Raw genomic sequence first — 26,533 nt, 5'->3', positions numbered from 1 at the left:
GAGGGGATCGGAGTGGGTCGATTGGGAACGGCAAGCGAAAACGCCGCGGAACCGGCGGTCCGGTTATATACGGACAGATGGGCGGTTATGGCGAAAGCGGAATCCGCCCCCCTAATTGACGGGGAACCGGGTGAACGCGAGTGGGCGGGGGCGGCTGAGATTAGCGGATTCGTTACGATGTTTCATAACCGGCCTGCCGGAAGGGATATGCGTGCCAAGCTGCTGTACGATGACCGCCATCTATACGTAGCGCTTGAGAGCGCCTCATACCCGGCGGCGGTTCCCGAAGCGGAAAACGTATTCCTCCTGTTCGGCACGCCTTCGGAGCGTGACGTATTTTACTCGGTTCCTGTCGTTGTGAGGCAAGGCTCGCATCCGATCGTGATCGGCTACAACAATTGGACGGGGGCTGAGCTCACGGACAGGCGGCAGCAATTCATCGAGCTTGGGAGCGGACACGGCGTCAGGCAAGCGGTATCGAACCGGACGGACGGAAGCTGGAGTGCGGAGATCTCCATTCCGCTGAACGCGCTCGGATCGCAGGATGTACAATCCGGCGCGGAATGGAGATTCAACATCATCCGCTATTGCGGACCGGACGCTTCCGAACCGTTATGCTCCTGGATTCCGATTCGGACCGGCACGGTCCTGATGGACGATATTCATCGGCCTTTGGAACAACGGATATTCCGCCTGCACGTGTTCGTTGCGAACGAAGGCCGGCTCGGTTCCGTTTTTGTCGATCGTCCTCCTGCCGGAGGGCCAACTGCCGGGCCTGGGATGTCGACTGCGGAGGCGGTGGCGGCAGAGCCGTCCGCCGGCTTATCCGCCTCTTTGAAGGTTCGGAGCTTTACGTGCAAAACGCTCGTGTTGCACGATACCGGCGCATTGGATCATCCTGCTGTGCGGACGACGGCCATCGTCTGGGTCGACCCGCTCGGCAGGGAAACGCCGGTTGAGGCGACAGCCGTACACCGGCAAGGTACGGAATGCAAGCTCGACTTCGTCCATCCCGAGCCGCGGGTTGACGGCCTGTACCAAATCCGGCTGCCGGCGGAAAAAAGCGACGGGAGCGCCGCGCCATTCGCCTTGCTGATGTTCGACCGGTGCGATTTGATCGCAGCGGGAGAGCGGGCCGTCCGGCCTTTGGCACAAGGCCGGGCCGGGCGGATGGCGGTACCGTATGCGCCCCCTTCCGGCGAAGTGCTGTTTCTGGAGCGGCTGATTCCGAAGCGAATCGGATTTTTCGGCTCCGGGGTGCCGCATCGTCCGCTGCTCGGCTTCCGTTCCACCAATTTTACGTGGAGTCCCGAGTCGCCCTGGTCGATCCGTTCCGTAGACGACGATGGCATGGCGTATCCGAACGACCAGTACCCGGAGTCGAAGTCGCTGACCGTATGGAACAAACGCGGGGAATCCGTCGTTTATCCGTATTACGAGGACGGCGAAGGAGGACGCTATTTTTTGTCCGCCCACTTGTGGCATTTTCAGCGCAAGCATGCCGTTCGCGAGACGGCCCGCCTCGCATCGGAGGACCCGCTGGGCGCGGCGAGGCTGCTATACCGGTTCGCGCGCCGGTACGAAGGTTGGGTGCGCATGAACGACTCGGTCTGGGTGCAGCATCCGGTCGACGGACGCGCAGGTCCGCCGTACCCGTATTTCGGCGGCATGTGGGATCGTTGGAGTCTGATGGATCTGCACGGCTTGCTGCCGCTGCTCGAAGCGTTTATAGAGGTCGAGCGGACGGATGCGTTCGAGGTGCTGAGCGGGGAAGCCGGGGAAGATGTCCGCAGCGCGATCATCAACGGCATGCTCCGCCCGTCGCTGGAATCGGCGCTGACGTATCCGGTGCTGCAGCACAACGTCGATTATCCGAACTGGATCGGCCTGATCCTGCTGGGCAAGGCGCTCGGCGAGCCGCAGTATGTGCATGAAGCGGTCGAGCGGATGGCGAAGTTTGCTGAATGCTCCTTTTTGCCGGACGGGTTCTGGAAAGAAATTACGCTCTCCTACCATCTGCAGACGATTAACGGCATCCGGCAGACGATCCGGCATCTCCAGGGCTGGAGCGATCCGCCGGGATACGTCTCTCCGCGCGACGGACGGCGCTTCGATTCGTTCGACCCGGAAGCCGTGCTGCCGCTGTTCGGACGAATGATCCGCGTGCCCGGCTTGCTGGCTTATCCGGACGGCGCCTGTGTGCCCGTCAACGATACGTGGGCGTCCCAGAAAGCGGAGCAGCCGATGTGTACGGAATCGCTAAGTATGCCGGCTGCGGGAATCGTCAAGCTGACGCGGGGAGCCGGCGCTGACCAGGCCCAGCTGTATTTGACCTTCTCCCCGTACAACGGGCATGATCACAAAGATCCGCTGCAGCTGTCGCTGTATGCGGAGGGGCAGGAGCTTTTGCCGGATCTCGGGTATACGCACACGTTTTACCGGCAGTGGACGTTGTCGACGCTGGGCCACAATACGGTAACCGTAAACGGCCGGGACGCGTCGGTCAGCGGCCGCGCCCGGGGCGGGGGCAATCTCGAGTTGTTCTCCCGGCTGGCCGGGCCGCTGGACGTGCAGACCGTTCGCGCCCGGCAGGAGCACGCTTATGAAGAAGTGTCCGTATATGAGCGGGAGCTGTGGTTTGTAGGATTCGAAGATGCTGCGGGCGCCGAAGGTTACGTGCTCGATCTGTTCCGCGTCTGCGGCGGGACGCGTCACGAGTACGCGTTAAACGGGGACGCGAACCGGGATGCGGTCATGAGCGCAAACCTGGCGCTGGCGGAATACGGGCCGCATCTGATCGAGGGACATCCGGATATTATCCTGCCGAAGCAGGAAACCGATACCGGGGGAACGAGTGATAATCAGTATTACGCTTATACGTATGTAAAAGATGTCCGCACCGCGGAGCTGCCGGACGGCGCTTATGTGATGGCAATGACGACGAGCGGCGCAGACGGACAACAGTCCGGCATGCAGGTGCACGGTTATGCCGGACCGGGGAACAACCGGGTGTTTCTTGGGCGCGCGCCTTCCCTCCGGTCGACCCGGCTGAACGGGCTGGCCGGGGACCGCAACAGCGAAGCGGTCCGGTACGAGCTGCCCAAATGGATTGTGCGCAGGGAACGTGCAGGCGAAGAAAAGCTGAACAGCCAGTTCGTCCATGTGATGGAGCCGTGCGCAGCCGGCAGCGCGCCCCGGATCGGACGGGTGGACGTGCTGTTGTCCGATGAGGCTTCACAGCGGGCTGTAGTGGCCGTAACGTATGGGGACGTTACCGATATTGTGATAAGTGCGCCGCGCTACAGCGGCGAGCCTTTGCGGACGGGGGAATGGGAACTGGAGGGCAAAGCCGGCATCATCCGTATGGTGAACGGAACCGTCCGGCATATGGCTCTGATCGGGGGGACGCGGCTTGCGGCGCCGGGCCGGACGCTGAGCGGCTCCGGACCGGTGTCCGGCACGATCGCGGACGTGCTTCAGCCCGACCGGGAGGGCGGGAGACATGTGCTGATTACCGGGACGGCGCTTCCGCCGGACGTTACGGGTCCGTACATCGTGGTCACGCATCCCGATTCGACCACTTCGGTATATCCGATCGCCTCGATCTGCCGCTGCGGGATAACGGGACAAACCCGGATCGAACTCGACGAGGACCCCGGGTTTGCCTATACGGAAGCCCCCTCCGGTCAAAGTTCCGAAGCGGGAAGGGCGTCGCGTATGACCTGTTTTCCTCAGACTGTGTGGACCGGCCCGCATACGTTCCATATCGACAACTCGGTTAAGGCTTCATTTCCCCCGGCCTGACGCCCCAATATTTGCGGAACACGCGGATAAAGTAACTTGTGTCCTTGAAGCCGGTCTGTTCCGCGGCGGCACTGACCGTCGAGCCGGACAGGAGGAGCTCCTTTGCGAGCTCCATTTTTTTCTCCAGCACGTAGTCGGAGAAGGACAGCCCGATTTCCCGCTTGAATCTCCGGCTCAGGTACGAGGAATTGAGATGGAGGCGGTCCGCGACCGCGTGCAAGGAAAGCTCGCGGTCCAGCTCGCTTCGGATAATATCCGTAGCCTGGCGGACGATTTCATTCGTTTTGCCGGGCTGCCGGCTGTTGGATTCGATAATGAGCGAGACCGCTTGCGCCAGAGAAGCGTAAGCTTCTTTCGCGTTGTCCGGCGGTTGGCGGCTGGAGCCGAAGCGCGGATCTTCCTCCGCGATCTCGTGGAGAGTCCGCCCTTTGCGTTCCGCCGCTCGGACGAACAAGCCGTTCATGGCCAGCCAATGCTCGCGCACGTCTTCGGCGGCGTCCGACCTGGCTGTCCGGATGTTCCACCAATCCTCCAAGGCGGACAACGCCTTGGCTGCATTGCCCGTCTCCAGCCCGACCTCGATATCTTTTTCCAGCTCGCCCGCCGTACGCTTTGTGCCGCTCGGCCGCAGCGGCAGCGACCGGACGGAGGCTTGCCGCGTTTCCGCCTTGCCGGAGCGGCTCACCTCGATCCGGACCGGAGACAACCGCCCGGCGTCTACTTGCACGATCAGCCGAATCGTACCGGTTTTTCGGTGATACGACCAGGAGGACGGCGGCGGGTCTTTGCGGGAGCTTGCCGAGCCTGCGCTCTCGCGCCAATCCTCGCCGTCGACTTTGACAGCCGCCGGCTTGTCGGTATAGTGAATGACGATGTCCCATGTCCGGTTCTCCGGCATGCCGGTATAAGATCCGGCGGGAGCCGCGATCTCGACGCTGAATCCCCGTCTGTCCTCTTCACAGGCGATGCGGGTCGTCGCCCATTCGCCGCACCTATAGCCGAACGTCGTCCCGTCATCCTCGTTGAACGCATATTCGCGGCTTCCGCCCGGATACAGGTGCAATTCCAGCCGTTCGGCCGGTTGCTGTCCCGCATATTGCACGTCCGGCCACATCGGCACGATTGCACCCGCCCGGACGAAGAGAGGACCACCTGCTTGTTCGGGGGTGCGGTACGCGATCTCGGCCGGGCCGGAATACGTTTTGCCGCTCCAGTAATCGATCCATTCCCCTGCAGGCAAATAAACTTGCTCGGTAAACACCGCCACCAGGAAATCGTCCCCGAACATGTATTGATTGTGCAGCTCGACGGCCCGGGGGTCGTCGGGATACGCCAGCGGCATCGCCCTGGCGATCGGCAGCCCGGTGCGTACGGCGACGTGGGCGGCGGAATAAATGTAAGGCAGCAGCCGGTAGCGGAGCTTGGCGTACATTTTGAACAGGCGCAGCAGGCCCGAATCGAGCAGGAGCGGATGTCTCCAGTACGCCCAGCTGTTCACTTTCGACCAAGGCTGGAAGAAGCCGCAGTGGATGCCCGCGGCGGTGTGCAGGTTCATATCGGCGGCCATATGCGGAATGCCCGACAAGCCGAGACTGAGCACGGATAAATGAGGCTTCGGCCGTCCCCCCGACCAGATTGCGGCGTATTTCTGAATGCCGGTATATCCGACAGGCGTGCAGATCAGAGGCCGCCGCCCGGTCTGGGCGGCGAAGCCTTCCTGGATGACGCGTCCGAGTACGGTCGATTGGGGCAGGATGGACCGGTCCGGGCCGGCACCGTCCTGGGAATCGGCCGGGTCCACTTGCTCCTGCACCGGACGCCGGGTGCACAGATTGAAGCCCTGCACCCCTTGGGCGACGAACGGCTTCAAATAGTCGTACCACTGCAAATCGGCATCGCGATGCGCTGCGGGACCGTCCTGGTCGCGCAAATAAAGGCCGAGCGTAAGCTTGAACCCCATCGTGCGCAAAACGCCCATGAACGTATGCGCGCCTTCCGGCATCCATTGCGGAATGTAAAACCGGTCGGGGTGCCAGTTCACGGGGGCGTCGTAGTCAAAGCTTCGGTCCATCCAGGTCGGCTCCAGTCCGATCATATCGCACGGAATGCCTTCCCGCCGGAACTTCAGGGCGTCCTCGATCATATCGCGCGCCGTCGCCTGCTGGTTGCAGTTGAAGGTCAGACCGTAAGCCCAGATGGGCAGCAGCGCGGCGGGGCCGGTCAAGGCGGTATACTTCTCCAGCAGTTCGGCCAGATTGCCGCCTGCGATCCAGTAAAACGCCAGCTCGGCGCCGCTGCCGCACACGCTCATACGGTCCAGTTCGGAGCAGCCGACATCGAAGGCGTGCTCCTGGTCCGTGTCCATCAAGAGCGCCCACCCTTCGCTTGACAGAAGCAGCGGGACGGGAGCGTGCACCCGCCCGAGCAGGCGGATATCGACGCGGTACCCTCTCTTCATCAGCGGCGTCTCGTAATGGTCGCCCAGACCGTACAGCCGTTCCTCTTCGGCCAGCGCGAACTGGACCTCGAACCGGTCCCGGTCGCCGTCCGGACCGGAGGCTTGTCCGCCGACGAGCGGAGGCCGGGTTAACCGGGCCAGCGGCTTTCCGTCTATGCCGGAAAGCGACATCTCTCCGCTAAGGCGGTTGATTCGGAGCGCCGCCGTCTCTATAACGACGCGCAGCTCATCGCCGGCTTCCTCCGTCTCCCGGAGAGCCGGCAAGGCGGGAGGCGCGACGATGCCGAGCCGGGTGAGCGGAGCGGGCTCCCCGAACGTTCCCGTTCGGCTCGCCCGGATATGAAACGTATGCGGAGCGACCGGTTCGATGCGGATATACAAGCCGTTCGGGGTATGGACGGTTACGGAAGTTGCAGCGATGCTCAACATGGATGCCCCCTCGGATGAGCCGGGTCAAGACGGATCGGCCCTGCTTCTAGTTTTCTACATTTTAGCATAATCCGGACCCGTGCAGGGAGGGGGAGCGCCATACGCGGCATCGCTGCCGGTCAGTCTGGTTCGCGGCCGGAAGCGCCGGCCCCGGTAATCAGCGGGAGACGGCAGGCTCCGGCCAGGCGAGCTCGACTCCTTGCGACTGGAGTGCGTTCTGGAACTCCTCCAGAAGCGCTGCGTTATTCCGCACAGCACGCGGGCTTTCGCCGCGGTCGAGGCAGAAGGCGGCCAAAGCGCCGGCGGCTTCGCCGATATTCCATTCCACCGGATGCAGCCGGTAGCAGCCGTTCGTAATATGCGTCGTACCGATATTTTTGCAAGCAGGCAGCAAATTGTTCATCCGGACCGGAATCAGGCTGCCCAGTGGAATTTGGAACGGCAGGGCAGACAGGTGGATATAGTGCCGGTTGCCCGTGCTAGGATGAAGGTCGATCCCGTAGTGTCCGATTCCGACGGAATCGGCGAACGTCTCCGAGCGGCCGTCCGGACGGTCCAGCGGGTTGACGTGTTGCTCCAGCAGCGTAAATTCCGCCTTGATCCGGCGCGACTCGCGAATATACGGATACAGGGCCATCCCGTCCTCGGTGCCGAATACGTCCCTGCGCAGCCGGAATCCGGGGTAACCGCAGCCGCCGTCCGGACGCGGAGCCTCCGTCTGCAGCCAGTAAAGCAAGGACAGGCTGAGTTCCTTGGCCCGCTGCAGATTGCGGGCTTTTTCCGCTTCGTCGACATCGATGATCGAGCCGAGAAAGTAATCGTTCTGCGGCCAATTGACGACCGTCACATCGCCCGCAAACGTGCCGTCAGCGAAAAGGGTTTTGTCTGCCAGACGCCGGTAAGAGACGAGCGAGAACCCTTCCCAGAACGTCAGCCCTTGCTTGCCCGGGAACAGATCGTAGCGGACCGGTTCGAGCGTGGACGGCCGGACGCCTGAGAGGCTGAGAAACTGATCGGGCCAAAAGTCGGGACGGTACGAACGCCAGAAGGCGTAATCGTTCGGCTTGTCGATCGTATGTGTCTCGCCTTCGAGATAATCGACGACGAAGCAGTGCGTAATGGCCTGCATGTCTTGCGGATTGGCCGGTCCTACCAGCGCATGTCTTTCGTTCGTCTCCGACTGGGACTCCGCTCCGGTGACATACTCCGTACCGGTAAGCGGCAGCAGATCCCCGCAGTCGGTCGCGTCCAGAAAATAAGGCGCGAACAACACCGTCCGGCTGTCCGTCAGGCTATGCCGCACCGTGACCGAACGAACACGGTCCCCGTCCGTCTCGGCCGATTCGGGGCGGCAGCGGGTCAGGACGACTACCCGGCCGGAAAGCGTGTACGGAGCCAGCATTTCCAGCAATACGGCGAGGGCGACGCGCGGATCGTGGCTGATCCGGCTCACTTTGGCGTTGCCTGGATTGAAATGGGGGAGCGCCGCCGCCTCTAGACTAAGCGGAACGTGCTGCCGGTAATAATTGCGCACTCCGTTGCGGAACCGCCGGTAGCTGGCCGTACATCCGAACGTCTCAATCCAGTGGTGCTCGTCGGGAGGAACCGCCTGGCTGGTCAGTTGTCCTCCGATCCATTCCGTTTCTTCGGTCATCACGACGGTTTTGCCGAGTCTTGCTGCGGCGAGCGCGGCGGCGCAGCCGCCCAGGCTCCCCCCGATAATGACGATGTCCGCTTTCATTTCATGTATCATCTTACATACCTCCAGGATGGTTAGTGAATTCTTATTCATGGTAGCTTGGAACCCGGCCCGGGATAAGCAAGTCTGATGACATGTAATGGTATTCTCATGACCTTGTCGTCCGGATTTGGCAAATTCGGGTGCAGAAGGCGCCGAGAGGCAATCAAATTACTATCCGAAGTCATAAAGCTTTCTTGTTGGGCTTACGGGCAGTCCGTATAATCGGAAGCAACGAACGGGTGAAAACGTTACCAAGCGGCAAAACTTCCCGATATGACGGGATATGCGGAACACGCCCGTTCCAACCAACAGTAACCTGAGAGGGGCGAAGCCGAAATGAGAAATAGGAACAAAGCGTGGATTGGTACGACGGCGGCAGCGGCTTTTCTGCTTTTGGCCGCATGCGGCAAAAGCGGAGGAGACGCCGCGCAGCCGGAGAAAACGCCGGAAGGGACGAAAGCTCCCGGCAGTGTCAAGGCGGAGCCGGTCGATCCGAACAAAGAGGCGGAATTGACGGTTTATTCGATGCTAAGCGGCAATTACGAAGGATTTATGGAGTCGGAAGGAAAGTATATCCAGCGGAAATATCCGAATTTCAAATTCAAATTTATCGCACCCGGGCCCGGCACCTCGCTGAACGATGTCGTTACGTCCAAGACGCCGATCGATATTATTATCTCGACCCCGGACCTGCAGCCGATCATCGACGTCGGGCTCCTGTCGGACATTTCCGATCTGGTCGGGAAATACAACTATGACCTGAACCGCTTCATCCCGGTTACGATCGACATGATGAAGCAGATCGCCGGGGGCAAGGTGCCCGGTCTCCCCGTCCGGGTAAGCTCGTACACGCTGTATTACAACAAGGATCTGTTCGATAAGTTCGGCGTGCCGTATCTGAATGACAAGATGACGTGGGAAGATATTCTGGAGACGGCCAGACGGCTCACCCGGGTTGAGGGGGGCGTGCAGTACATCGGCTTCGCTGGAGATATTATCTCGCTTCTGGACATGAATGAGCGCGCTCCGCAATACGTCGATCCGAAGACGGTCAAGGCGACGCTCAACACCGATTATTGGAAGCGGATCTTCGACCGGACGCTTCCGCTCTACGACATCGTCTCTGACAAAACGCTTGTGCCCAAGCTGACGAATCTGACCCAATCGAGATCGATGTTTACCAAGGACAAAAATGTGGCGATCGTGATCGGCGTCAACGACGCCGGCACCAGGGCGGTCGCCGAGAAGTGGGATATGAACTGGGATATTGCGCCATTTCCCGCCTTTAAAGGATCGCCGAAAGAAGGGCCTCAGCCGAGCACCCGCTACTATTTGATCTCTTCGGGCAGCAAGCACCGGGAAGAAGCTTTTGCGGCTATCACTCATTTCGTATCCGACGACATTCAGAAGGAACTGGTTGCGGCGGCGGCCACGCCTCCCTTGCAAAAGATCGGTTACATCGACTCGCTCGGCAGCGGCATTCCCGAGCTGAAGGGGAAAAATGTAAAAGCGCTCGTTCCGCCGAACTACGGGGAAATGAATGTGAAGGATCAATATTATATCGCCGCAAGGGCGGAGCTGATCGCCTCGTTCAACCAGGCGGCCTCCGGCCAGAAGGACGTCAATACGGCGCTTCGCGAAGCGGAGGAGCGCGCGAACAAAAAGATCGAGGAACTGAAGAACAAGTAGCCTTCTTCCGCAGCGAAACGCCGGCAGCGGCCATCGCTGCGGAAGTGACAGCAGGAGCCGACCGGATCATCCATAGTTGAAGGAGTGATACGATGATGAAGCTTATTCGCGACGCTAAGACGATTTGGTCGATCTTGTTCCTGATCGTGCTGCTAGCCGCCGTTGTGCCCGGCCTGTATGCCGCCAATCAGGTTCCCGATCCGGACGCCTATCCGGAGGTGGAGCTGCTGGATGACCGCTTCGGGATTGCCTTGCCGCTCGGCGGCGGGGCGATTGCGGCCGACGGGCTGCTGAACGAAGCCGCATGGGCGGGAGCGCCCGGGATGGGCCAGTTCCGCACGTTTTACGACGTGCAGCCGGTGGAGCGCGATACGATCATGAAAGCCGTTTATGATGCCGGAAACTTGTATATTGCGCTGCAAAGCCCGCTCGGCTATGATGCGGCGCCGCAGGCGGAACGGGTATTTGTGCTGCTGGGCGCGCCGGATGACGAGTATAAGTACTACATGATTCCCGTCAACATCACGACCGACTCGCATCCCGTCTCGATCAACTTCAACAACTGGACCGGTCAGGACCCGCAGGACAGCCGGCAAACGTTCGTCAACCTCGTGTTAACTCAAAAGGTCGCGCCGGTCGTCGCGAAGCAGCCGGACGGCAGCTGGACGGCGGAAATGACGATTCCGTGGAGTGCGCTGGGCAGCCCGCAGCTTGCGCCGGGAACCGAATTGCGGCTGAATGCGGTCCGTTACTACGGGCCGGATTCCCCGCACCCGGCTAGCGCCTGGTCGCCGGTCCGCACATCGGCGCTGATCGACGACGACCGCAACCGTCCGCTGGCGCAGCGGGGATTCATCCTCCATGCCGGGATTACCAATGAAGGACGAATGGGCAGCCTGTATCTCGCCGGACCACCGATTCCCGATTCGGCCGGATTGGCGGAGCCGTGGCAGACGCAGCAGCCTCGCCTGAAGTTCAAAAGCTTCGGCGAGAAAGTGCTGATGTTCAAGAAGTCTAGCTTTCCTCAATTAAAGCATGCCGAGCTGCGTCTCGACTGGACGACTCCGTCCGGTGAACGAACGGTTCTGGACGATACGGCGCTGAGCAAGATCAAGTCCGATTATACGATTGAATTCTCACACCCTGCGCCGCTTGAGGACGGACAGTACCGGCTGCAGTTGACGGCCTTCGGACCGGGAAGCGGAGCCGTCAAGCTCGCAGACTTTTCATTCGACCGCAACAGTCTGATCCAGGCCGGCGAACAAATGTATCGCGTTCCGGCGCCGGGCGCTCCCGTCACGTCAGTCACCTACGCGCCGCCGTCTGCGGAAGTGCAGCAGTTGCTGCAGCTGATTCCGGACAAGGTCGGGTTTTTCGCCGCCGGCATTCCTCACAATACGCAGCTTGGATTCCGCTCGGCGAACTATACGTGGAGCTCTGCCAACCCGTGGAAGATTACGTCCGCAGATACGCAGAAGCTCGATTATCCGAACGAGCAGTATCCGGAGACGGATACGCTTACGGTAACGAACAAGCTGGGCCAGCAGGTGGAGTATCCGTATTATACGGACAGCTCGGGTAAGCGGTACTTTTTGTCCGCCCATTTGTGGCATTATCAGCGTCAGCATGCGGTGAAGCGGACCAAGGAACTGGCGGCGGCGGACCCGCTCGGCGCAGCGAGGCTGCTGTACCGGTTCAGTCAGGCGTATCCCGGCTGGGTGCGGATTAACGATACGGTCTGGATTCAGTATCCGCTGGACGGCAGCGCCGCTCCGCCTTACCCGTATTTCGGCGGCATCTGGGAACGATGGACGCTGCAGGAGCTTGTCGCTCTGCGGCCGCTCGCCGACGCTTTCGCCGAGGTCGATAAAACGGACGCGTTCGAGCTGCTGAGCGACGAAACCGGAGTCGATGTCCGCAGCAAAATCGTAGACGGGATGCTGCTTCCGTCTCTGAAGGAAGTGTTCTCGTATCCGACCTTGAACCATAATATCGAATATTCGAACTGGATCGGCCTGATCCAGCTTGGCAAAGCGCTGAAGGAGCCGCAATACATTCATGAAGCGGTGAAGCGGATGGCCGATTTTGCCGAGAGCGGATTTTATATGGACGGATTCTGGAAAGAGATTACGTTGTCCTATCACAATCAGACGAGCAACGGCCTGCGCGGTACGACCGGTTACGCCGCCGGATGGACGGACCCTCCCGGATATATATCCTCCATCACCGGACAGCGGTTCGACAACTTCGATCCGTCCGTATCGGTGCCGCAGCTCGGCGCCTTGCTGAACGTACCGAATTTGCTTGCTTATCCGAACGGTTATTATTATCCGATCAACGACACATGGGCGTTCCAAAAGGCGACGGCGCCGCAAAACGTTTCGTCGCTGCTTATGCCGGGGGCGGGCATCGCCAAGCTGATCCGCGGACAAGGAGCCGCCCAGTCGCAGCTGTACATGACGTTCTCGCCGAAATACGGTCACGACCATAAAGATCCGCTCAACCTGGCTTTGTATGCGGAAGGCCAGGAGCTGCTTCCGGATATCGGATACACGCATACGTTTTACCGGCAATGGACGTTATCCACCTTGGGCCACAATACGGTCGTCGTGGACGGCAAGGATGCGTCGATCAAGGACGACGGCAAGCGGGGAGGGACGTTGTCCGCCTTCGTCCGGCTGTCGGCTTCGGGTGACGTGCAGGCGATGCGGGCAAACCAGGAGAACGCCTATCCGGGGCTGGACCATTACAGCAGGGAGCCGTGGTTCGTCGGGTTTGACGGGGCGGTCGGCGGGGAAGGGTACGTGCTTGACCTGTTCCGGGTTAGCGGGGGCGCGAAGCACGAGTATACGCTGAACGGCGACGCGAACCGCGATGCCGCGATCACGGCGGATGTGCCGCTTACGCCGTACGGTCCGTATCTGGTGGAAGGCAATCCGACGATCATTCACCCTGCCCAGGAGACCGACACCGGCGGAACGAGCGACAACCAGTATTACGGCTACATTTACGTACGCGATGTCCAAACCGCCGATGTGTCGGGAGGTTCCTATGAGCTGACGATGACGACGAGCAGCGGCAATGCCGATCTTGCGGGCATGAAGGTGTTCGGCTTCGCCGGGGCGGGCGACAACCGGTTGTTTATCGGCGAAGCGCCTTCGCTGAGAGCGACGCGCGTAACCGGCCTGAGCGCCGATACGAATGCGCAGGCCGTCGCCTATACGATGCCGAAATTCGTGCTGCGCAAAGAAGGCGCGGATCTGAGCAGTCAATTCGTTCACGTCATCGAGCCTTATGCCGGAGGAGCCGTACCGAAGATCGGGAATGTCCAGGTGTTACACTCGGATGCGGAGTCTAGAGAAGCGATCGTCGCCGTTTCGTACGGCAGCATCACGGACATTATTCTCAGCTCTCCGGACAACGACGGCCAGCCGCTGACGGCCGGCGATCTGACGATGATCGGCAAGATGGGCTTCATCCGGCTGGAGAACGGCGCCGTCAAGGCGATGTACCTTGCAGGCGGCACGCTGCTGCAAAAAGGAAGCGAGACGCTAAACGGCGAAGGTGTTTTCTCGGGGGACATCCATCACGTAGTGCGCGCGCAGCTTCCGGGGGAGACGAACGGTTTCGTGACCCCGGCCATCGTACCGCCATCGGTTGCCGGACATTACATCGTGGTCGATCATCCGGATCAGACGACGCATGCCTACCGGATTACGGGGGTTACCCGCAACGAAGCGGCGGGCGAAACCGTTATCGCGGTCGACATGGACCCGGGTTTCGATTATACAAGTGAAGCCTTGACAGCCGACCGGCCTTCGCGCTTGCATTACTTCCCGGGGACAACATGGAACGGGACGCATACGTTACGGATTGACTCTGTTAACCGTCTAGCGCCGTAATGGGCCGGGAAGGGCAAGCCACCCCGATAAAGGGGCCCGGGTTGTCTGCAGCAAGCCACTGGTAAAAAAGCAGGAAGCCGCCGGTTATAGCCGGCGGCTTTGTATGTTTCAAGACCTCATTTCCCCCGGGGTGACACCCCAATATTTACGAAAGACGCGGATGAAGTAGCTGGTGTCCTTGAAGCCGGTACGCTCCGCGGTGGCGGCGACGGTCGAGCCGGCCAGCAGAAGCTCCTTGGCGAGCTTCATCTTTTTTTCAAGCACATAATCGGAGAAGGCGAGGCCGATAACATGCTTGAACTTGCGGCTTAAGTAGGAGGAGCTGAGATGGAGCCGGTCAGCGACCGCTTGCAGCGACAGCTCTTGGTCGATCTCGCTCATGATGATGTCCGTCGCCTGACGGACGATGCCGTGTGTATCGCCGCGGCGCTTGCCGTATTCGATGAGGCGCGCCGCGATAAAGGCGAGCGAACTGTAGGCATCCTCCGCATTGTCGGGCGGTTGAAGCCGGGTACGGAGCAGAGGGTCGCCTCCGGCGATCTCGTGAAGCGTCCCTCCTTTCCGTTCGGCCGTTCTGACGAACAGGCCGTTCATGGCGAGCCAGTGCTCCCGCACGTCTTCAGCCGAGTCTGATTCGGCCGTCCGTACGGCCCACCAGCGTTCGAGCGTGGACAACGCCTTGGCCGTACTCCCCGTCGCCAGCCCGACCTCGATATCTTTCTCCAGTTCGCCCGCCGTTCGACGGTCGCTGTTCGGTCCGGGTGACGAGCACTGCCGTCCGGACATCCGCTGAACTTCGCGGCCGTCGGAGCGGACGATTTCGAGCCGGAGCGAAGCCGGACGTTCCGCTTCACCGGGAACGTGCAGCCGAAGCGTACCGGTTTTTCTGTAGTACGACCAGGAAGCCGAGGGCGGTTCCTTGTGTGAGCCGTTCGTCTCGCGCCATGACTGGCCGTCGACCTTGACGGCCGATGGTTTGTCAAGTGTATGAAGGACGACGTCCCACGACCGACACTCGGGCATATCGGGATAGCGGCCGGCGCGAAGCCCGATCTCGACGCTGAAGACGCGCCCGTCGTCCCGGCAGAAGATGCTCGTCACAGCCATTTCTCCGCGCAAGTAGCCGTACGTCAGCCCGTCGTCCTCATACAGCGTACATTCGCCGGCGCCGCCCGGGTACAGGTGCAGCTCCAGCCGGTCGGCCGGCCGCTGCCCTGCATACTCCGTATCCGGCCACATCGGCACGATCGCCCCGGCGCGGACGAAGAGCGGGCCGCCGGCATGCTTGGGGAGGCGGTACGGGATCTCGGCCGGGCCGGTGAACTTTTCCCCGGTCCAATAGTCGTACCATTCCCCGGCTGGCAAGTATACCCGGTCGGTAAATACCGCGACCAGGAAGGCATCCCCGAACATGTATTGGTTTTGCTGCTTGACGGCGTGCGGATCGTCGGGAAAGACGAGCGGCATCGCCCTGGCGATCGGCAGTCCGGTGCGCGAAGCGACGTGAGCCGCGGAATAAATGTACGGCAGCAGCCGGTAGCGGAGCCTGGCGTACGTCTTGAACAGCCGCAGCAGCTCCGGGTCGAGCAGAAGAGGGTGCCGCCAATACGCCCAGCTGTTCACCTTCGACCAAGGCTGAAAAAAACCGAAGTGGATGCCCGCGGCGGTGTGCAGCTCCATATCGACGGCCATGTGCGGGATGCCGGAGAGTCCGAGCCCGAGCACGGACAAGTGGCCACGCGTCCTTCCGCCCGACCAGAGGGCGGCATATTTCTGAATGCCGGTATAACCGACAGGCGTATAGATCATCGGCCGTTGTCCGGTCTGAGCGGCGAAGCCTTCCCGGATCGAGCGGCCGACCAAGGTTGACTGCGGTAAATTTTCCGCGTCGAGAGCACTGTCGTCCGCAGCAACAGGAACGTTCGCCATTTCCCGGACCGGTATTTTGGTGCACAGGTTGAAGCCCAGCACGCCTTGAGCGACAAACGGCTTCAAAAAATCGTACCAGTCCTCGGGCAAATTGCGCTGCTGCCCCGCTTCGCCGTCGTCCTGCAAATATAGACCGAGGGTCAGTTTGAATCCGGCTGTGCGCAAAGCGCCCATAAACGTGTGGGCGCCTTGCGGCAGCCACTGCGGATTGTAGAAACGGTCCGGGTGCCAATCGACGGGTGCGTCGTAATCGAACGGCCGGTCCATCCAGGTCGGCTCCAGGCCAATCATATCGCACGGAATGCCTTCCCGCCGGAATTTCAGCGCATCCTCGAGCATATCGCGGGCCGTCGTCTGTTGGTTGCAGTTGTAAGCAAGCCCGTAAGCCCAGACGGGGAGCAGCGCCGCGGGGCCGGTCAGCTCCGCGTACGTCTGCAGCAATCCGGCAAGCCCGTCGCTTGCGAACAGGTACAACGCCAGCTCCCCGCGACTTCCGCGAATCCGCACAACATCCGGCGAGGAGCAGCCGACGTCGAACTCATGCCGGCGGTCGGTATCCATCAGCAGCCCCCACCCTTCGCTTGACAGGAGCAGCGGGATCGGGGCGTGCACCTCCTTGCCGACATGAAAGCAAATTGAAATTTTGCAGCCCCGTTTCATTAGAGGCGTATCGTGCTGGTCGCCCAACCCGTATATGCGTTCTTCTGCAGCAAGCGCAAATTGCGTTTCGAAGCCATCTTCGGACGTTCCGGCAGCAGCGCCGCCGGTACCGGCGGCCGTCCCGCAGCCAACGCGAGGCGGGCAGTTATGCCGGGTGAGCAGCGTTCCAGCTGCGCCGTACAGCGACAGTTCTCCGGAACGGCGGTTGATCCGGATAGAGGCCGAGTCCGTGCTCACGTCTATTTCTTCGACTCGCGTTTTCGTTTCCCAGCATACCGGCGAAGGGGAAGGGGCGACAACTCCGAGACGGGCCAGCGGAGCGGGCTCCTCGAAACGGCCCGTCCGATTCATCCGGACATGAAACGTATGCGGCGCTATCGGTTCGATGCGCACGTGTAATCCGGTCGGGGTTTGTACGACTACAGCCGCGCGGGTGCTGCTCACAGAAACGCCTCCTCTGATGCGCCGTAAGAAAACGGGAGCTATCCAGCCTAAAGTTTACTATATTCTAGCACATTTTTTTGACCTCCAGGGATTGCTGCCGTATACCGGACCAGGATCATATGAACTTCATGACCTTGGACGGTATTCTCATGACTTTTGGTGCGAAACGGTATTTTGATGTCCTTTAATGGACGATTCGGCAGAGCGGGAAGACGCTGCGTCCATAAGTAACGAAAATCCGATATGAAGTCATGAGGATTTCTTGTTGGCGAAAAAAGCGGACCGCTATAATCAAAGCTGTGGGCAGGCGAAAACGTTGTCATTTCTTTGCGAGCTACCTGCTCCGCAAATAAGCAGTTGAGAGGGGCATGTCGAGTATGAGAGGAACGAATAAAAGGTGGCTTGGCGCGGCGGCGATGTCGGCAATGTTGCTGTTGGCCGCTTGCGGCAAAGAAGGAGGCGGCGGGGGCGCAGCCGGGGAGCCGGTCCCGCCCGGCGAAACCGGAAAAACGGCGGAGGCGGTCGATCCGAACAAAGAGGTAGAGTTGACCGTATATTCGCTGCTTGGCGGCAATTACGAAGGATTTATGAGCTCGGAGGGGCAGTACATTCAGAAGAAGTATCCGAATTTCAAGTTCAACTATATGCTGCCGGGGACGGGGACCACTCTGCGGGATATCGTCGCGGCAAAAACGCCGATCGATATTATCATTTCTTCTCCCGACCTGCAGCAAGTCATCGACGTGGGTCTCGATTCGGATATTTCCGATCTGATTAAGAAGCACAACTACGATCTGAGCCGGTTTATCCCGGTCACGATCGATATGATGAAACAGTTGGCCGGCGGCAAGGTGCTCGGACTCCCCGGCCGAGTGAGCTCGTATACGCTGTATTACAACAAGGACTTGTTCGACAAGTTCGGCGTACCTTATTTGAACGACAAGATGACGTGGGAAGACATATTGGAAACGTCGAAAAAGCTTACCCGGTCCGACGGCGGCATGCAATATTACGGCTTCGCCGCAGATATTATCGCGCTGCTTGATATGAACGAGCGTGCACCCCAATATGTGGATGCGAAAACCTTGAAGGCCACGTTGAACAGCGAGTACTGGAAACAAAAGTTCGACCGGACCGTGCCGCTGTTCACCATGCTTCCGGATATTCCGGACCCCGCCTTGCTGACGAGCCTAAGCAAGTCGAGAGATTTATTCCTGAAGGAAAAGCGGGCGGCGATCTTGCTCGGCATCAACGATGCCGGCGTTCGGGCGGCCAGCGAGAAATGGGATCTGAACTGGGAGATCTCGCTGTTTCCCGCCTTCAAAAACGCGCCGAAGGAAGGACCGCAGCCCAGCACGCGCTATTATTTGATCGCAAACGGCAGCAAGCACCGGGAAGAAGCGTTTGCGGCGGTTACCCAGCTTCTCTCAGACGACATCCAGCGGGATCAGGTGAAAAACGGATTTACGCCGCCGCTGCAAAAGGCCGACTATATGGACTTGCTCGGCAGCGGCATTCCGGAGCTGAAAGGAAAGCACGCCAAGGCGCTCGTTCCGCCCAACTACGGTGAAATGAATGTGAAGGACAAGTACTACATTGCGGCAAGGGCTGAGCTGATCCAAGCGTTCAACGAAGTCGTCGGCGGCCGGAAGGATACGAATACGGCGCTCCGGGAAGCCGAGGAGCGGGCGGACAAAAAAATCGCGGAGCTGAAAAACCAATAACCCGTACAGTAGAGGGGGAGGCCATGTGAATGTTGGCAACCGGAATACCCGGCGCATGTGGGCAAAGCTTCTCATATTGGCAATATTGGCCGCGGGCCTGCCGATCGGCGGTTACCCGGCAAACGGTATGGTTTACGGAGGCAGCCACCAGGCGGAAGGCGAGTCCGCCTTCGCTGCAGAAGGGGGCGTGCGAATGAATCGGGACGGAACGACTTTGAACTTGGGGGAGCAACAGAGGACGAATGGCGGCGGCGCAGAGCCGCATCCCCCGGCGCTTGACCGGATAGCCGCAGTCTTCCCGCCGGAGAACCAAGGAGCATCCTCGCTGGACATCGTGTTAGGCGGACAGGCGAATGCGGTTGTGGTCGTCGACGATACGGTTTATCCGGACGAGACGGCCCCCGGACCGGTACCGAACGGTATTCGCGGGTGGACGCAAGCGTACGGGACCGGTAACATTGCCGTGACCGATGCCGTCAGCCATACGGGCAATTACAGCCTGCACTTCAACGATGACGACGGCTCCGCCTACGGGGTGTTAAGCGATCTTGTCGAGATCAGCGGAGGCGAAACCTACACCGTCTCTGCGATGGTGTATCGCGAATCAGGCGACGATCCGCAAATCTTTATCCGGTATTACGACCAGAACAAGGCGCGTATCGGCAGCCAGCCCTGGCTCCGGGTAACCGGAACCGGCGCCTTCTGGACCGAGGCGTCCGTAACGGGGACAGCGCCCGCACAGGCCGCTTATGCCGCTGCGGGACTTTATACCGGTATCCCGCAGGCAACCGTTTATTTTGACGATATCCGGTTGAGGTCGGTCACCGGGAACGAGGTGCCGCTGGCCAATCCGGGCTTCGAACCGTTAACTCCGGTCAGGAGAGGGCCGGCCGAAACGTTGGTCGACTACGTGCGGAAATCGACGGGCGCGCTTCTGCCGATCATGACCGAGCCTGAATACAGTGCCGGGGCTGGCGGCGGGCCGAACCAAGTCGTCATTCGTATCGGCACGACGGATAGCGTCTACGGAAACGCGCCGGCGCTTGATGCGCTGCTCGCCGACTTGGACGGCGACGGGTTCGTTATTTACCCGCAAGGCCAAATGGTTACGATCGCCGGTACCACCGTCTGGGGGACGATGAACGGCGTATACAGCTTTCTGGAACGATATGCCGATATTCGTTGGCTGATGCCGGGACCAAACGGCGAGGATGTGCCGCAAATAAGCGACTTGTCGGCGGATCGGACCATCGTCCGGGAACAACCGGCCTTCGGATTCCGGGTGTTTAGTCCGCTGCACGGGAAGCCGGACAACGGTGCGGATGTGTACCAGCAGCTGCACCTATGGGCGCAGCAAAACAAGCTGCAAGGGTTCTATAACGCTCCCGTCAGCTTCCATCACAATATGTACAACCTGTTTGCGGTGTCCAAATTCGGGGCGACGCATCCGGAGTTTTATCCGAACGGGCAGCCGCCTGCGGCGAATTCGATCTCCGGATGGCAGCCGTGCTTCTCGAATCCGGATACAGTGGACGCGGCCGTCGTGGAAATTTTGGCATATTTTCAGAACAACCCGGATGCGCAGTCGTACTCGCTCGGGATCAACGACGGGAACGGTTACTGTGAAAGCGATCCGATCCCGGTCTACTACAATTGGGTCAATCAGGTCGTGGAGCGGGTGTTGGCCGTCTACCCCGACAAATGGTTCGGTCTTCTCGCCTATCAGTCGGTCATCCGTCCGCCGTCGTTTCCGCTGAACCCGCGCGTCATTCCTTTTCTAACCAAGGACCGGATGGCTTGGGTCGATCCGGACGCCAAAACTCTCGGCTACGCGGAAGAGGAAAGCTGGCTGCAGGCGGCCGGCCAGATCGGCTACTACGATTACATTTACGGCAGCCCGTATCTCGTTCCCCGCGTGTACCCGCACCAAATGGCGGAAACGCTCCTGCATGCGCGCGAGCAAGGAATCGGCTCGTATTACGCCGAGCTGTATCCGAATTGGGGCGAGGGGCCGAAGGCGTGGGTGGCGTCCAAGCTGCTCTGGAATCCCGAACAAGACGTCGAGGCGCTGCAGCAGGAATGGTATTCGCGGGCGGTCGGCGTGACGGCGGCGACGTATCTGAAGGTATATTACGAGCATTGGGAAAACTTTTGGACGCAGCGCGCCATCCTCGAGCCGTGGTTTTTGCCCGGCACCATCTATCAAAACTTCGCCGACCCCGGTTATTTGAACGCGGTCACGGAGGAGGACATCTCTGACAGCCGCGAATGGTTGGAAGCCGTTGTCGCCGCTGCGGAAACGGCGCCGCAGAAGGCCAGGGCCCATCTGCTCCTTCGTGCCTTCGAATATTATGAAGCGTCCGCTCTGAGCTATCCGCGGATCGGCGAGCGGCCGGCCGACACGGCTTCGGCGCTTGCCCTCCTGGAGCATTCGGTCGAGCTGTTCGGAGAGCGGATCGAGATGGCCGGGAAGCGGTTCGCGCTTCTGGACGATTTCAAGTCGAATCCGGTTCTGCTGCAGCTGATGGATGCGAGAAAGTTCAATCAGCTCATCTGGTCCGGTTGGAATGCGCCGGAGTTTTGGACACTGGTCGATTACATGAGGGAGCAGGAGAGTACCGGCGGGCCGGTACGGCTTCGGGCGTCGGAGCTGGCCGCGACGCATCCTTCGCCCGAGGGCAGACAGTACGCCTCGCTGATGCTGCATGCATTGTCCCGTCCGTCCGCGGTGCAGAATCCGTCCTTCGAGGACGGCGATGATTCGGCCCCGCCGTGGGAGCTGTTGTCGCGTTCCACATCGACCCGTTCCGTTCGGCGGGCGGAAGGGACGGCCTTTACCGGTACAGTGAGCATGGAGGTGTATGGGAAAGGATGGGGCGGCCCCAGCCAGGTAATCGCCGTAGAGCCCGGGCTGGCAAGCATGAGCTTCCGTTACCATATTCCGCAGGGCGGAAACACGGCCGGCAGCATCCAATGGGGCTTCGATCTGCTTGACGACCAGGGAGAATGGATCAACTTCAGCACGGTGCGTTCCCCGGTCACTACTCTTGCGGATGCGGAATCTCAATGGCTGGAAGCGCGTCTGGACGGAGAAATTCCGGAGATTCTTAGCGGTAAGCAGGTCCGGCAAGCGCGATTGATCGTCCTTGTATCCAGTATCGAGCCTGTCGAAGTGTACATCGACGACGTCGAATTTTACAGCATGGCCAAACCATAGCTCTTCTTGGTGCGAGTGCCCGCCCGCGGTTTTCCATATGGAACTGTAGGCGGGCTTTTTTTGTACTTTCCGGTGCAAGCCGCTCATACGGTTATAGTCTTCGCCTATCGGGTCTATAGAAATTATATCTTGGAGCAATGAAGGACGACGTGGTATGATCGTAACAAAGATCGGAGAGGTGAATCCTATGGCAAAGAAAACGTTGTTCGAGAAAATTTGGGACAATCACGTTATTTATCAGGAACAAGGAAAACCGAGTATCATTTACATCGACCTTCACCTGGTGCACGAAGTTACGTCGCCTCAAGCGTTTGAAGGGCTTCGCCTGGCGAACCGCAAAGTACGCCGTCCGGACCTGACATTCGCCACGATGGACCATAACGTACCTACTAAAGACCGGTTCAATATTAAAGATCCGATCTCCAAGCAGCAGATCGACACGCTGTCCAAAAACTGCGCGGATTTCGACGTTATGCTGTTCGACCTGAATCACGTCGACCAAGGTGTCGTCCACGTCATGGGTCCTGAGGTCGGTCTGACTCATCCGGGCAAAACGATCGTTTGCGGCGACAGCCATACTTCGACGCACGGCGCTTTCGGCGCGCTTGCGTTCGGGATCGGAACGAGCGAAGTCGAGCACGTGCTCGCTACCCAATGCTTGCAGCAGTCGAAGCCTAAGACGATGGAAGTTCGCGTTGTCGGCAAGCTGAAGCCGGGCATTACCGCGAAGGACCTTATTCTCGGCATCATCGCCAAATACGGCACCGATTTCGCTACGGGATACGTTATCGAGTATACGGGCGAAGCGATCCGCAGTTTGACGATGGAAGAGCGGATGACCGTCTGCAACATGTCCATCGAGGCGGGTGCGAGAGCAGGGATGATCGCTCCGGACCAGACGACGTTCGACTACTTGCGCGGTCGCGACTATGTACCGCAAGGCGAAGCGTACGATGCAGCCGTGGAAGAGTGGAAGAAGCTCGTAACGGATGAAGGCGCGGAGTTCGATACGGTTGTCGAGTTCGACGCCGAGTCGCTGATCCCTCAAGTAACATGGGGAACGAGCCCGGGGATGGGCACGGACGTTACGGCGCTTGTTCCGGATCCGAAAGATATGACGACTGAAAATGATCGCAAAGCAGCAGAAAAAGCGATCGAATATATGGGGCTTATTCCGGGCACTCCGATGACCGAGCTGAAAGTGGACCGCGTCTTTATCGGTTCCTGCACGAACGGCCGGATCGAGGATTTGCGCGCGGCTGCCGAAGTTGCCAAAGGGTACAAGGTGGCTTCGCACGTCAATGCGATTGTCGTACCGGGTTCCGGACGCGTGAAGCTGCAAGCGGAGAAGGAAGGTCTGGACAAAATTTTCTCCGATGCAGGCTTCGAATGGCGCGATGCGGGCTGCAGCATGTGTCTGGCGATGAATCCGGACGTCCTGAGCCCGGGCGAGCGCTGCGCGTCGACGTCCAACCGGAACTTCGAAGGCCGTCAAGGCCGCGGCGGACGTACGCATCTGGTGTCGCCGGCCATGGCCGCGGCAGCAGCGGTCGAAGGACGTTTCGTCGACGTCCGCGACTGGAAATTCAAAGTCGAAGCGGGCGTTTGATCCAAGGCGACAACCGATAAGGAGAGGGTAACCGATGGAAGCATTTAAACAGCATACCGGTCTCGTAGGTCCTGTGGACCGGGTTAATGTCGATACGGACGCAATTATTCCTAAACAATTTTTGAAGCGGATCGAGCGGACCGGCTTCGGCCAGTTTCTGTTCTTCGAATGGCGCTTCGATGAGCAAGGCAATGTGAATCCGAACTTCGATCTGAACAAAGAGCGCTATGCCGGTTCATCGGTATTGATCTCCCGCGCCAACTTCGGCTGCGGATCGTCCCGGGAGCATGCTCCATGGGCGATCATGGACTACGGCTTCAAAGTCGTAATCGCTCCGTCGTTCGCCGATATTTTCTATAACAACTGCTTCAAAAACGGCATTCTGCCGATCAAGCTGAGCGAAGAGCAGGTGGAAGATCTGTTCCAGCGTACGGCTGCCAGCGTCGGCTACAAGCTGACCGTCGATCTGGAGAACAAGACGATTACGGACGGACAAGGTCTCAGCATCGCGTTCGATCTGGACGAACACCGTCGTCAGTTCCTTCTGCTCGGTCTGGACGATATCGGCCTGACTTTGCAGCATGAAGACTTGATCTCCGCTTACGAGGCGAAGCGCGCCGCGAACTAATCAGCCGCTACGCGCCGAGCAAGTTAATAACTTAACTGAATCCGGCATTCAGCCTGCCCGTACGGACCTTACCAGGAACCGGCGGGCTTTTTGCTTTCTACAGACTGTTTCTATGAAACTGGCGAATCTTCCAGCTTATTACCGAAGTGTAATAGACAGCCTCGGAAACTGGAAATGAAAGCGAAATTCGGCGAAGATCGGCAAAAATCGGAGCGTTACCTCCCTTTTTGGCTGTTTCGCAACTTTTTTGTCCGCTGAATCATCTTTTTTGTATTTTTATCGCAACTTTTGCTAGTTTTGCGGCGTCTATACGTATGTCTAACATGGCAAATCTATGCAGATTGCTGTCCGAATTTCCCGTTTGATAGTGGAAGGACGCGATCTGCCGCGGATGGGCCGGAACGGCTACGATACCGAATGAACGCAGAGGTGAACGATGAAGTACGTAAAAGTGTTGCTGCCGGTTTTGTTGGTCGCCCTAATGTTTATGATTCCCGTCCAGGCTAACGCTGCGGACAACCCGATCCAATTGTACCTGAACTCGAAGAAGCTGGAACCGGAGGTGCCGCCCAAGATCATTGGCGCCGGCGTTACGGTGGTTCCCGTCAGAATCGTCTCGCAGGAGCTTGGGGCCAAGGTCGATTGGAACGATCAGGAACGCAAGGTGAAGGTAGAGCAAGGCGAGAAAGTGATCGAAATGAAAATTGACGACAAGGTCGTCAAGGTGAACGGGAAAAGCGAAGAGCTCGAGGAAGCCCCGATGATCGTAGAGGGGAACACCCTGGTACCGATCCGGTTTATTGCCGAGCAGTTAGGCCTGATGGTCGGCTGGGACCAGGTGACCCAGTCGGTCATGCTGTTTAAGCTGGCGCAGGAGTCGACCGAGACAGGTAAGGAAGGACAAGCCCCCGAAGGTTCCGGCAATCCGAATAACGGCGGGGATACGTCCGGAAAACCCGAAGATGGCAACAAGCCGCAGGAGCCGCCCGGCAACGGTAACAGTAACAGTTCCGGTACGCCAGGAAGCAATGTAGACGGTAAACCGCCGACAGGCACGTCAGGTGGCGGCGGCTCGGAGAAACCTTCGGATACCAAAAAGCCGGAAGGCGGCAGCTCTGCCGAAGAGAGCGTTCTTGCCGTTCTGACGAAGCTGGAAGCGGTAAAGGACGAGATTGTTTTTCAAACGAGCGCGGCCGTGAAGCCGGCTTCGTTTACGCTAAGAGATCCGTTCCGGATCGTGATCGATTTGCCGAATACCGGACTCGGTTCATTTGTGAAGCCGGCCGGCCCGGGGCAAGTGGTGGAAGTGCCGATTCAGCATCCGAAAATTAACAAAGTGCGTTACGCCCAATTTTCCGACAATCCATCAACGGTACGTATCGTATTCGATATGAAGCAAAATTCTGATTACCATTTAACGGAAAATAAAACGACCAAGCAATGGTCGATTTCCTTTACGGACAAGCAGTTCAGCGTCGTAATTGACGCCGGTCACGGCGGGTCAGACCCGGGCGCGGGCTCGATAAATTCGCGAAGCGAAAAGGATTTTACACTAGCGGTAGCGAATAAAGTGTACAAGCTGCTGCAAAAAGTGCCGTCCATTAAGACGATTATGACGCGTAAGGACGATACATACCCGACGCTTCAGGAGCGCGTCGATTTGGCCAATAGCGAGAAAGTCGATCTGTTCGTCTCGATTCACGGCAATTCCTTCAAGCCTTCGATCAGCGGAACGGAGACGTATTATTCCCGTCCGGACAGCCTGGCGTTTGCCAATATTATGCACCGTCACGTGATCGCAGCGGCAGGACTTCCCGATCGCAGCGTCCGCAAGTCGGATTTCAAAGTGATCCGCGAAACGACGATGCCGGCCGTATTGCTCGAGATTGGGTATTTATCCAATGAGAATGACGAAGCGCAAATGTACAGTCAGCAGTTTCAAGATAAAGTGGCGGAAGCGATCGTGGCCGGAATTAAGGAGCAGCTCCAGATCGGCAGCGATGCCGGCGCCAAGAAGGCAGTCGAGTCCAATAACTTGAATACGCAGTCAGGGGCCAGCGAGACGGACAAATCAAATCCGGTGAAGGCGGCTGCGCCGGGTACGGACAAGACGGATACTGCCAAATCGGACGGAGCGAAATCGGATTCGTCTAAGCCGGGTACAACGACATCGGATACATCCAAGTCAGAAGCGTCCAAGTCCGATTCCACCAAATCCGATACGTCTAAAGCGCAAACGCAGACAGCTGACAAATCCGCCCAATCCGACTCGAAGACGGCCCAATCCGTCAAATGATCG

11 protein-coding genes are annotated in these 26,533 nt (G+C 59.2%); 8 read left to right on the top strand and 3 right to left on the bottom strand.

Features of this window, described 5'->3' with window-relative positions:
* The first annotated feature begins 12 nt into the window (after positions 1–12).
* Positions 13–3,804, top strand: coding sequence for a heparinase II/III domain-containing protein (locus PV433_RS04535; protein ID WP_332071007.1), 3,792 nt, complete (start codon positions 13–15; stop codon positions 3,802–3,804).
* On the opposite strand, the gene PV433_RS04530 is transcribed toward PV433_RS04535, so the two are convergent.
* Positions 3,779–6,691, bottom strand: coding sequence for a TIM-barrel domain-containing protein (locus PV433_RS04530; RefSeq protein ID WP_332071006.1), 2,913 nt, complete (start codon positions 6,689–6,691; stop codon positions 3,779–3,781). The genes PV433_RS04535 and PV433_RS04530 overlap by 26 nt on opposite strands.
* 157 nt (positions 6,692–6,848) lie before the next feature.
* On the bottom strand, positions 6,849–8,444 hold the full coding sequence (locus tag PV433_RS04525; RefSeq protein WP_332071005.1) for an FAD-dependent oxidoreductase: 1,596 nt from the start codon (positions 8,442–8,444) through the stop codon (positions 6,849–6,851).
* Positions 8,445–8,768: 324 nt separating this feature from the next.
* Here PV433_RS04525 and PV433_RS04520 point away from each other — a divergent pair, with 324 nt between their 5' ends.
* Together PV433_RS04520 and PV433_RS04515 are read left to right on the top strand one after the other, a co-directional pair.
* Positions 8,769–10,121, top strand: coding sequence for an ABC transporter substrate-binding protein (locus tag PV433_RS04520; protein WP_332071004.1), 1,353 nt, complete (start codon positions 8,769–8,771; stop codon positions 10,119–10,121).
* 92 nt (positions 10,122–10,213) lie between these two features.
* Entirely contained in the window at positions 10,214–14,023 is a 3,810-nt protein-coding gene (locus tag PV433_RS04515) for a heparinase II/III domain-containing protein (protein ID WP_332071003.1), read from the top strand.
* Positions 14,024–14,131: 108 nt separating this feature from the next.
* On the opposite strand, the gene PV433_RS04510 is transcribed toward PV433_RS04515, so the two are convergent.
* Positions 14,132–17,056 (bottom strand): TIM-barrel domain-containing protein, encoded by a 2,925-nt coding sequence (locus PV433_RS04510; RefSeq protein WP_332071002.1) that lies wholly within the window; start codon positions 17,054–17,056, stop codon positions 14,132–14,134.
* A gap of 377 nt (positions 17,057–17,433) precedes the next feature.
* Here PV433_RS04510 and PV433_RS04505 point away from each other — a divergent pair, with 377 nt between their 5' ends.
* From PV433_RS04505 to PV433_RS04485, 5 genes are all read left to right on the top strand, one after another.
* Complete coding sequence (locus PV433_RS04505) at positions 17,434–18,780, top strand: ABC transporter substrate-binding protein (RefSeq protein ID WP_332071001.1); 1,347 nt, start codon at positions 17,434–17,436, stop codon at positions 18,778–18,780.
* Positions 18,781–18,805: 25 nt separating this feature from the next.
* Positions 18,806–21,997 (top strand): DUF4838 domain-containing protein, encoded by a 3,192-nt coding sequence (locus tag PV433_RS04500; protein ID WP_332071000.1) that lies wholly within the window; start codon positions 18,806–18,808, stop codon positions 21,995–21,997.
* A gap of 187 nt (positions 21,998–22,184) precedes the next feature.
* Positions 22,185–23,606 (top strand): 3-isopropylmalate dehydratase large subunit, encoded by a 1,422-nt coding sequence (gene leuC, locus PV433_RS04495; protein ID WP_332070999.1) that lies wholly within the window; start codon positions 22,185–22,187, stop codon positions 23,604–23,606.
* A 34-nt stretch (positions 23,607–23,640) separates the two neighbouring features.
* Positions 23,641–24,234 carry a 3-isopropylmalate dehydratase small subunit gene (leuD, locus tag PV433_RS04490; protein ID WP_332070998.1) on the top strand — a complete coding sequence of 198 codons (594 nt, stop codon included), beginning with the start codon at positions 23,641–23,643 and terminating at the stop codon, positions 24,232–24,234.
* A gap of 436 nt (positions 24,235–24,670) precedes the next feature.
* Positions 24,671–26,530, top strand: coding sequence for an N-acetylmuramoyl-L-alanine amidase (locus PV433_RS04485; RefSeq protein WP_332070997.1), 1,860 nt, complete (start codon positions 24,671–24,673; stop codon positions 26,528–26,530).
* The last annotated feature ends 3 nt before the right edge of the window (positions 26,531–26,533 follow it).

Origin of the sequence: Paenibacillus sp. GYB004, assembly GCF_036577605.1 — a bacterium.
Lineage (GTDB): Bacteria > Bacillota > Bacilli > Paenibacillales > NBRC-103111 > Paenibacillus_AB > Paenibacillus_AB oceani.
This window is presented reverse-complemented; position numbering and strand designations above follow the sequence as displayed.

Excerpts from the sequence above, each read along its gene's own strand:
- PV433_RS04530 (WP_332071006.1), bottom strand. The coding sequence starts at position 6,691 with ATGTTGAGCATCGCTGCAACTTCCGTAACCGTCCATACCCCGAACGGC.
- PV433_RS04525 (WP_332071005.1), bottom strand. The coding sequence starts at position 8,444 with ATGATACATGAAATGAAAGCGGACATCGTCATTATCGGGGGGAGCCTG.
- PV433_RS04520 (WP_332071004.1), top strand. The coding sequence starts at position 8,769 with ATGAGAAATAGGAACAAAGCGTGGATTGGTACGACGGCGGCAGCGGCT.
- PV433_RS04515 (WP_332071003.1), top strand. The coding sequence starts at position 10,214 with ATGATGAAGCTTATTCGCGACGCTAAGACGATTTGGTCGATCTTGTTC.
- PV433_RS04505 (WP_332071001.1), top strand. The coding sequence starts at position 17,434 with ATGAGAGGAACGAATAAAAGGTGGCTTGGCGCGGCGGCGATGTCGGCA.
- leuC (WP_332070999.1), top strand. The coding sequence starts at position 22,185 with ATGGCAAAGAAAACGTTGTTCGAGAAAATTTGGGACAATCACGTTATT.
- leuD (WP_332070998.1), top strand. The coding sequence starts at position 23,641 with ATGGAAGCATTTAAACAGCATACCGGTCTCGTAGGTCCTGTGGACCGG.
- PV433_RS04485 (WP_332070997.1), top strand. The coding sequence starts at position 24,671 with ATGAAGTACGTAAAAGTGTTGCTGCCGGTTTTGTTGGTCGCCCTAATG.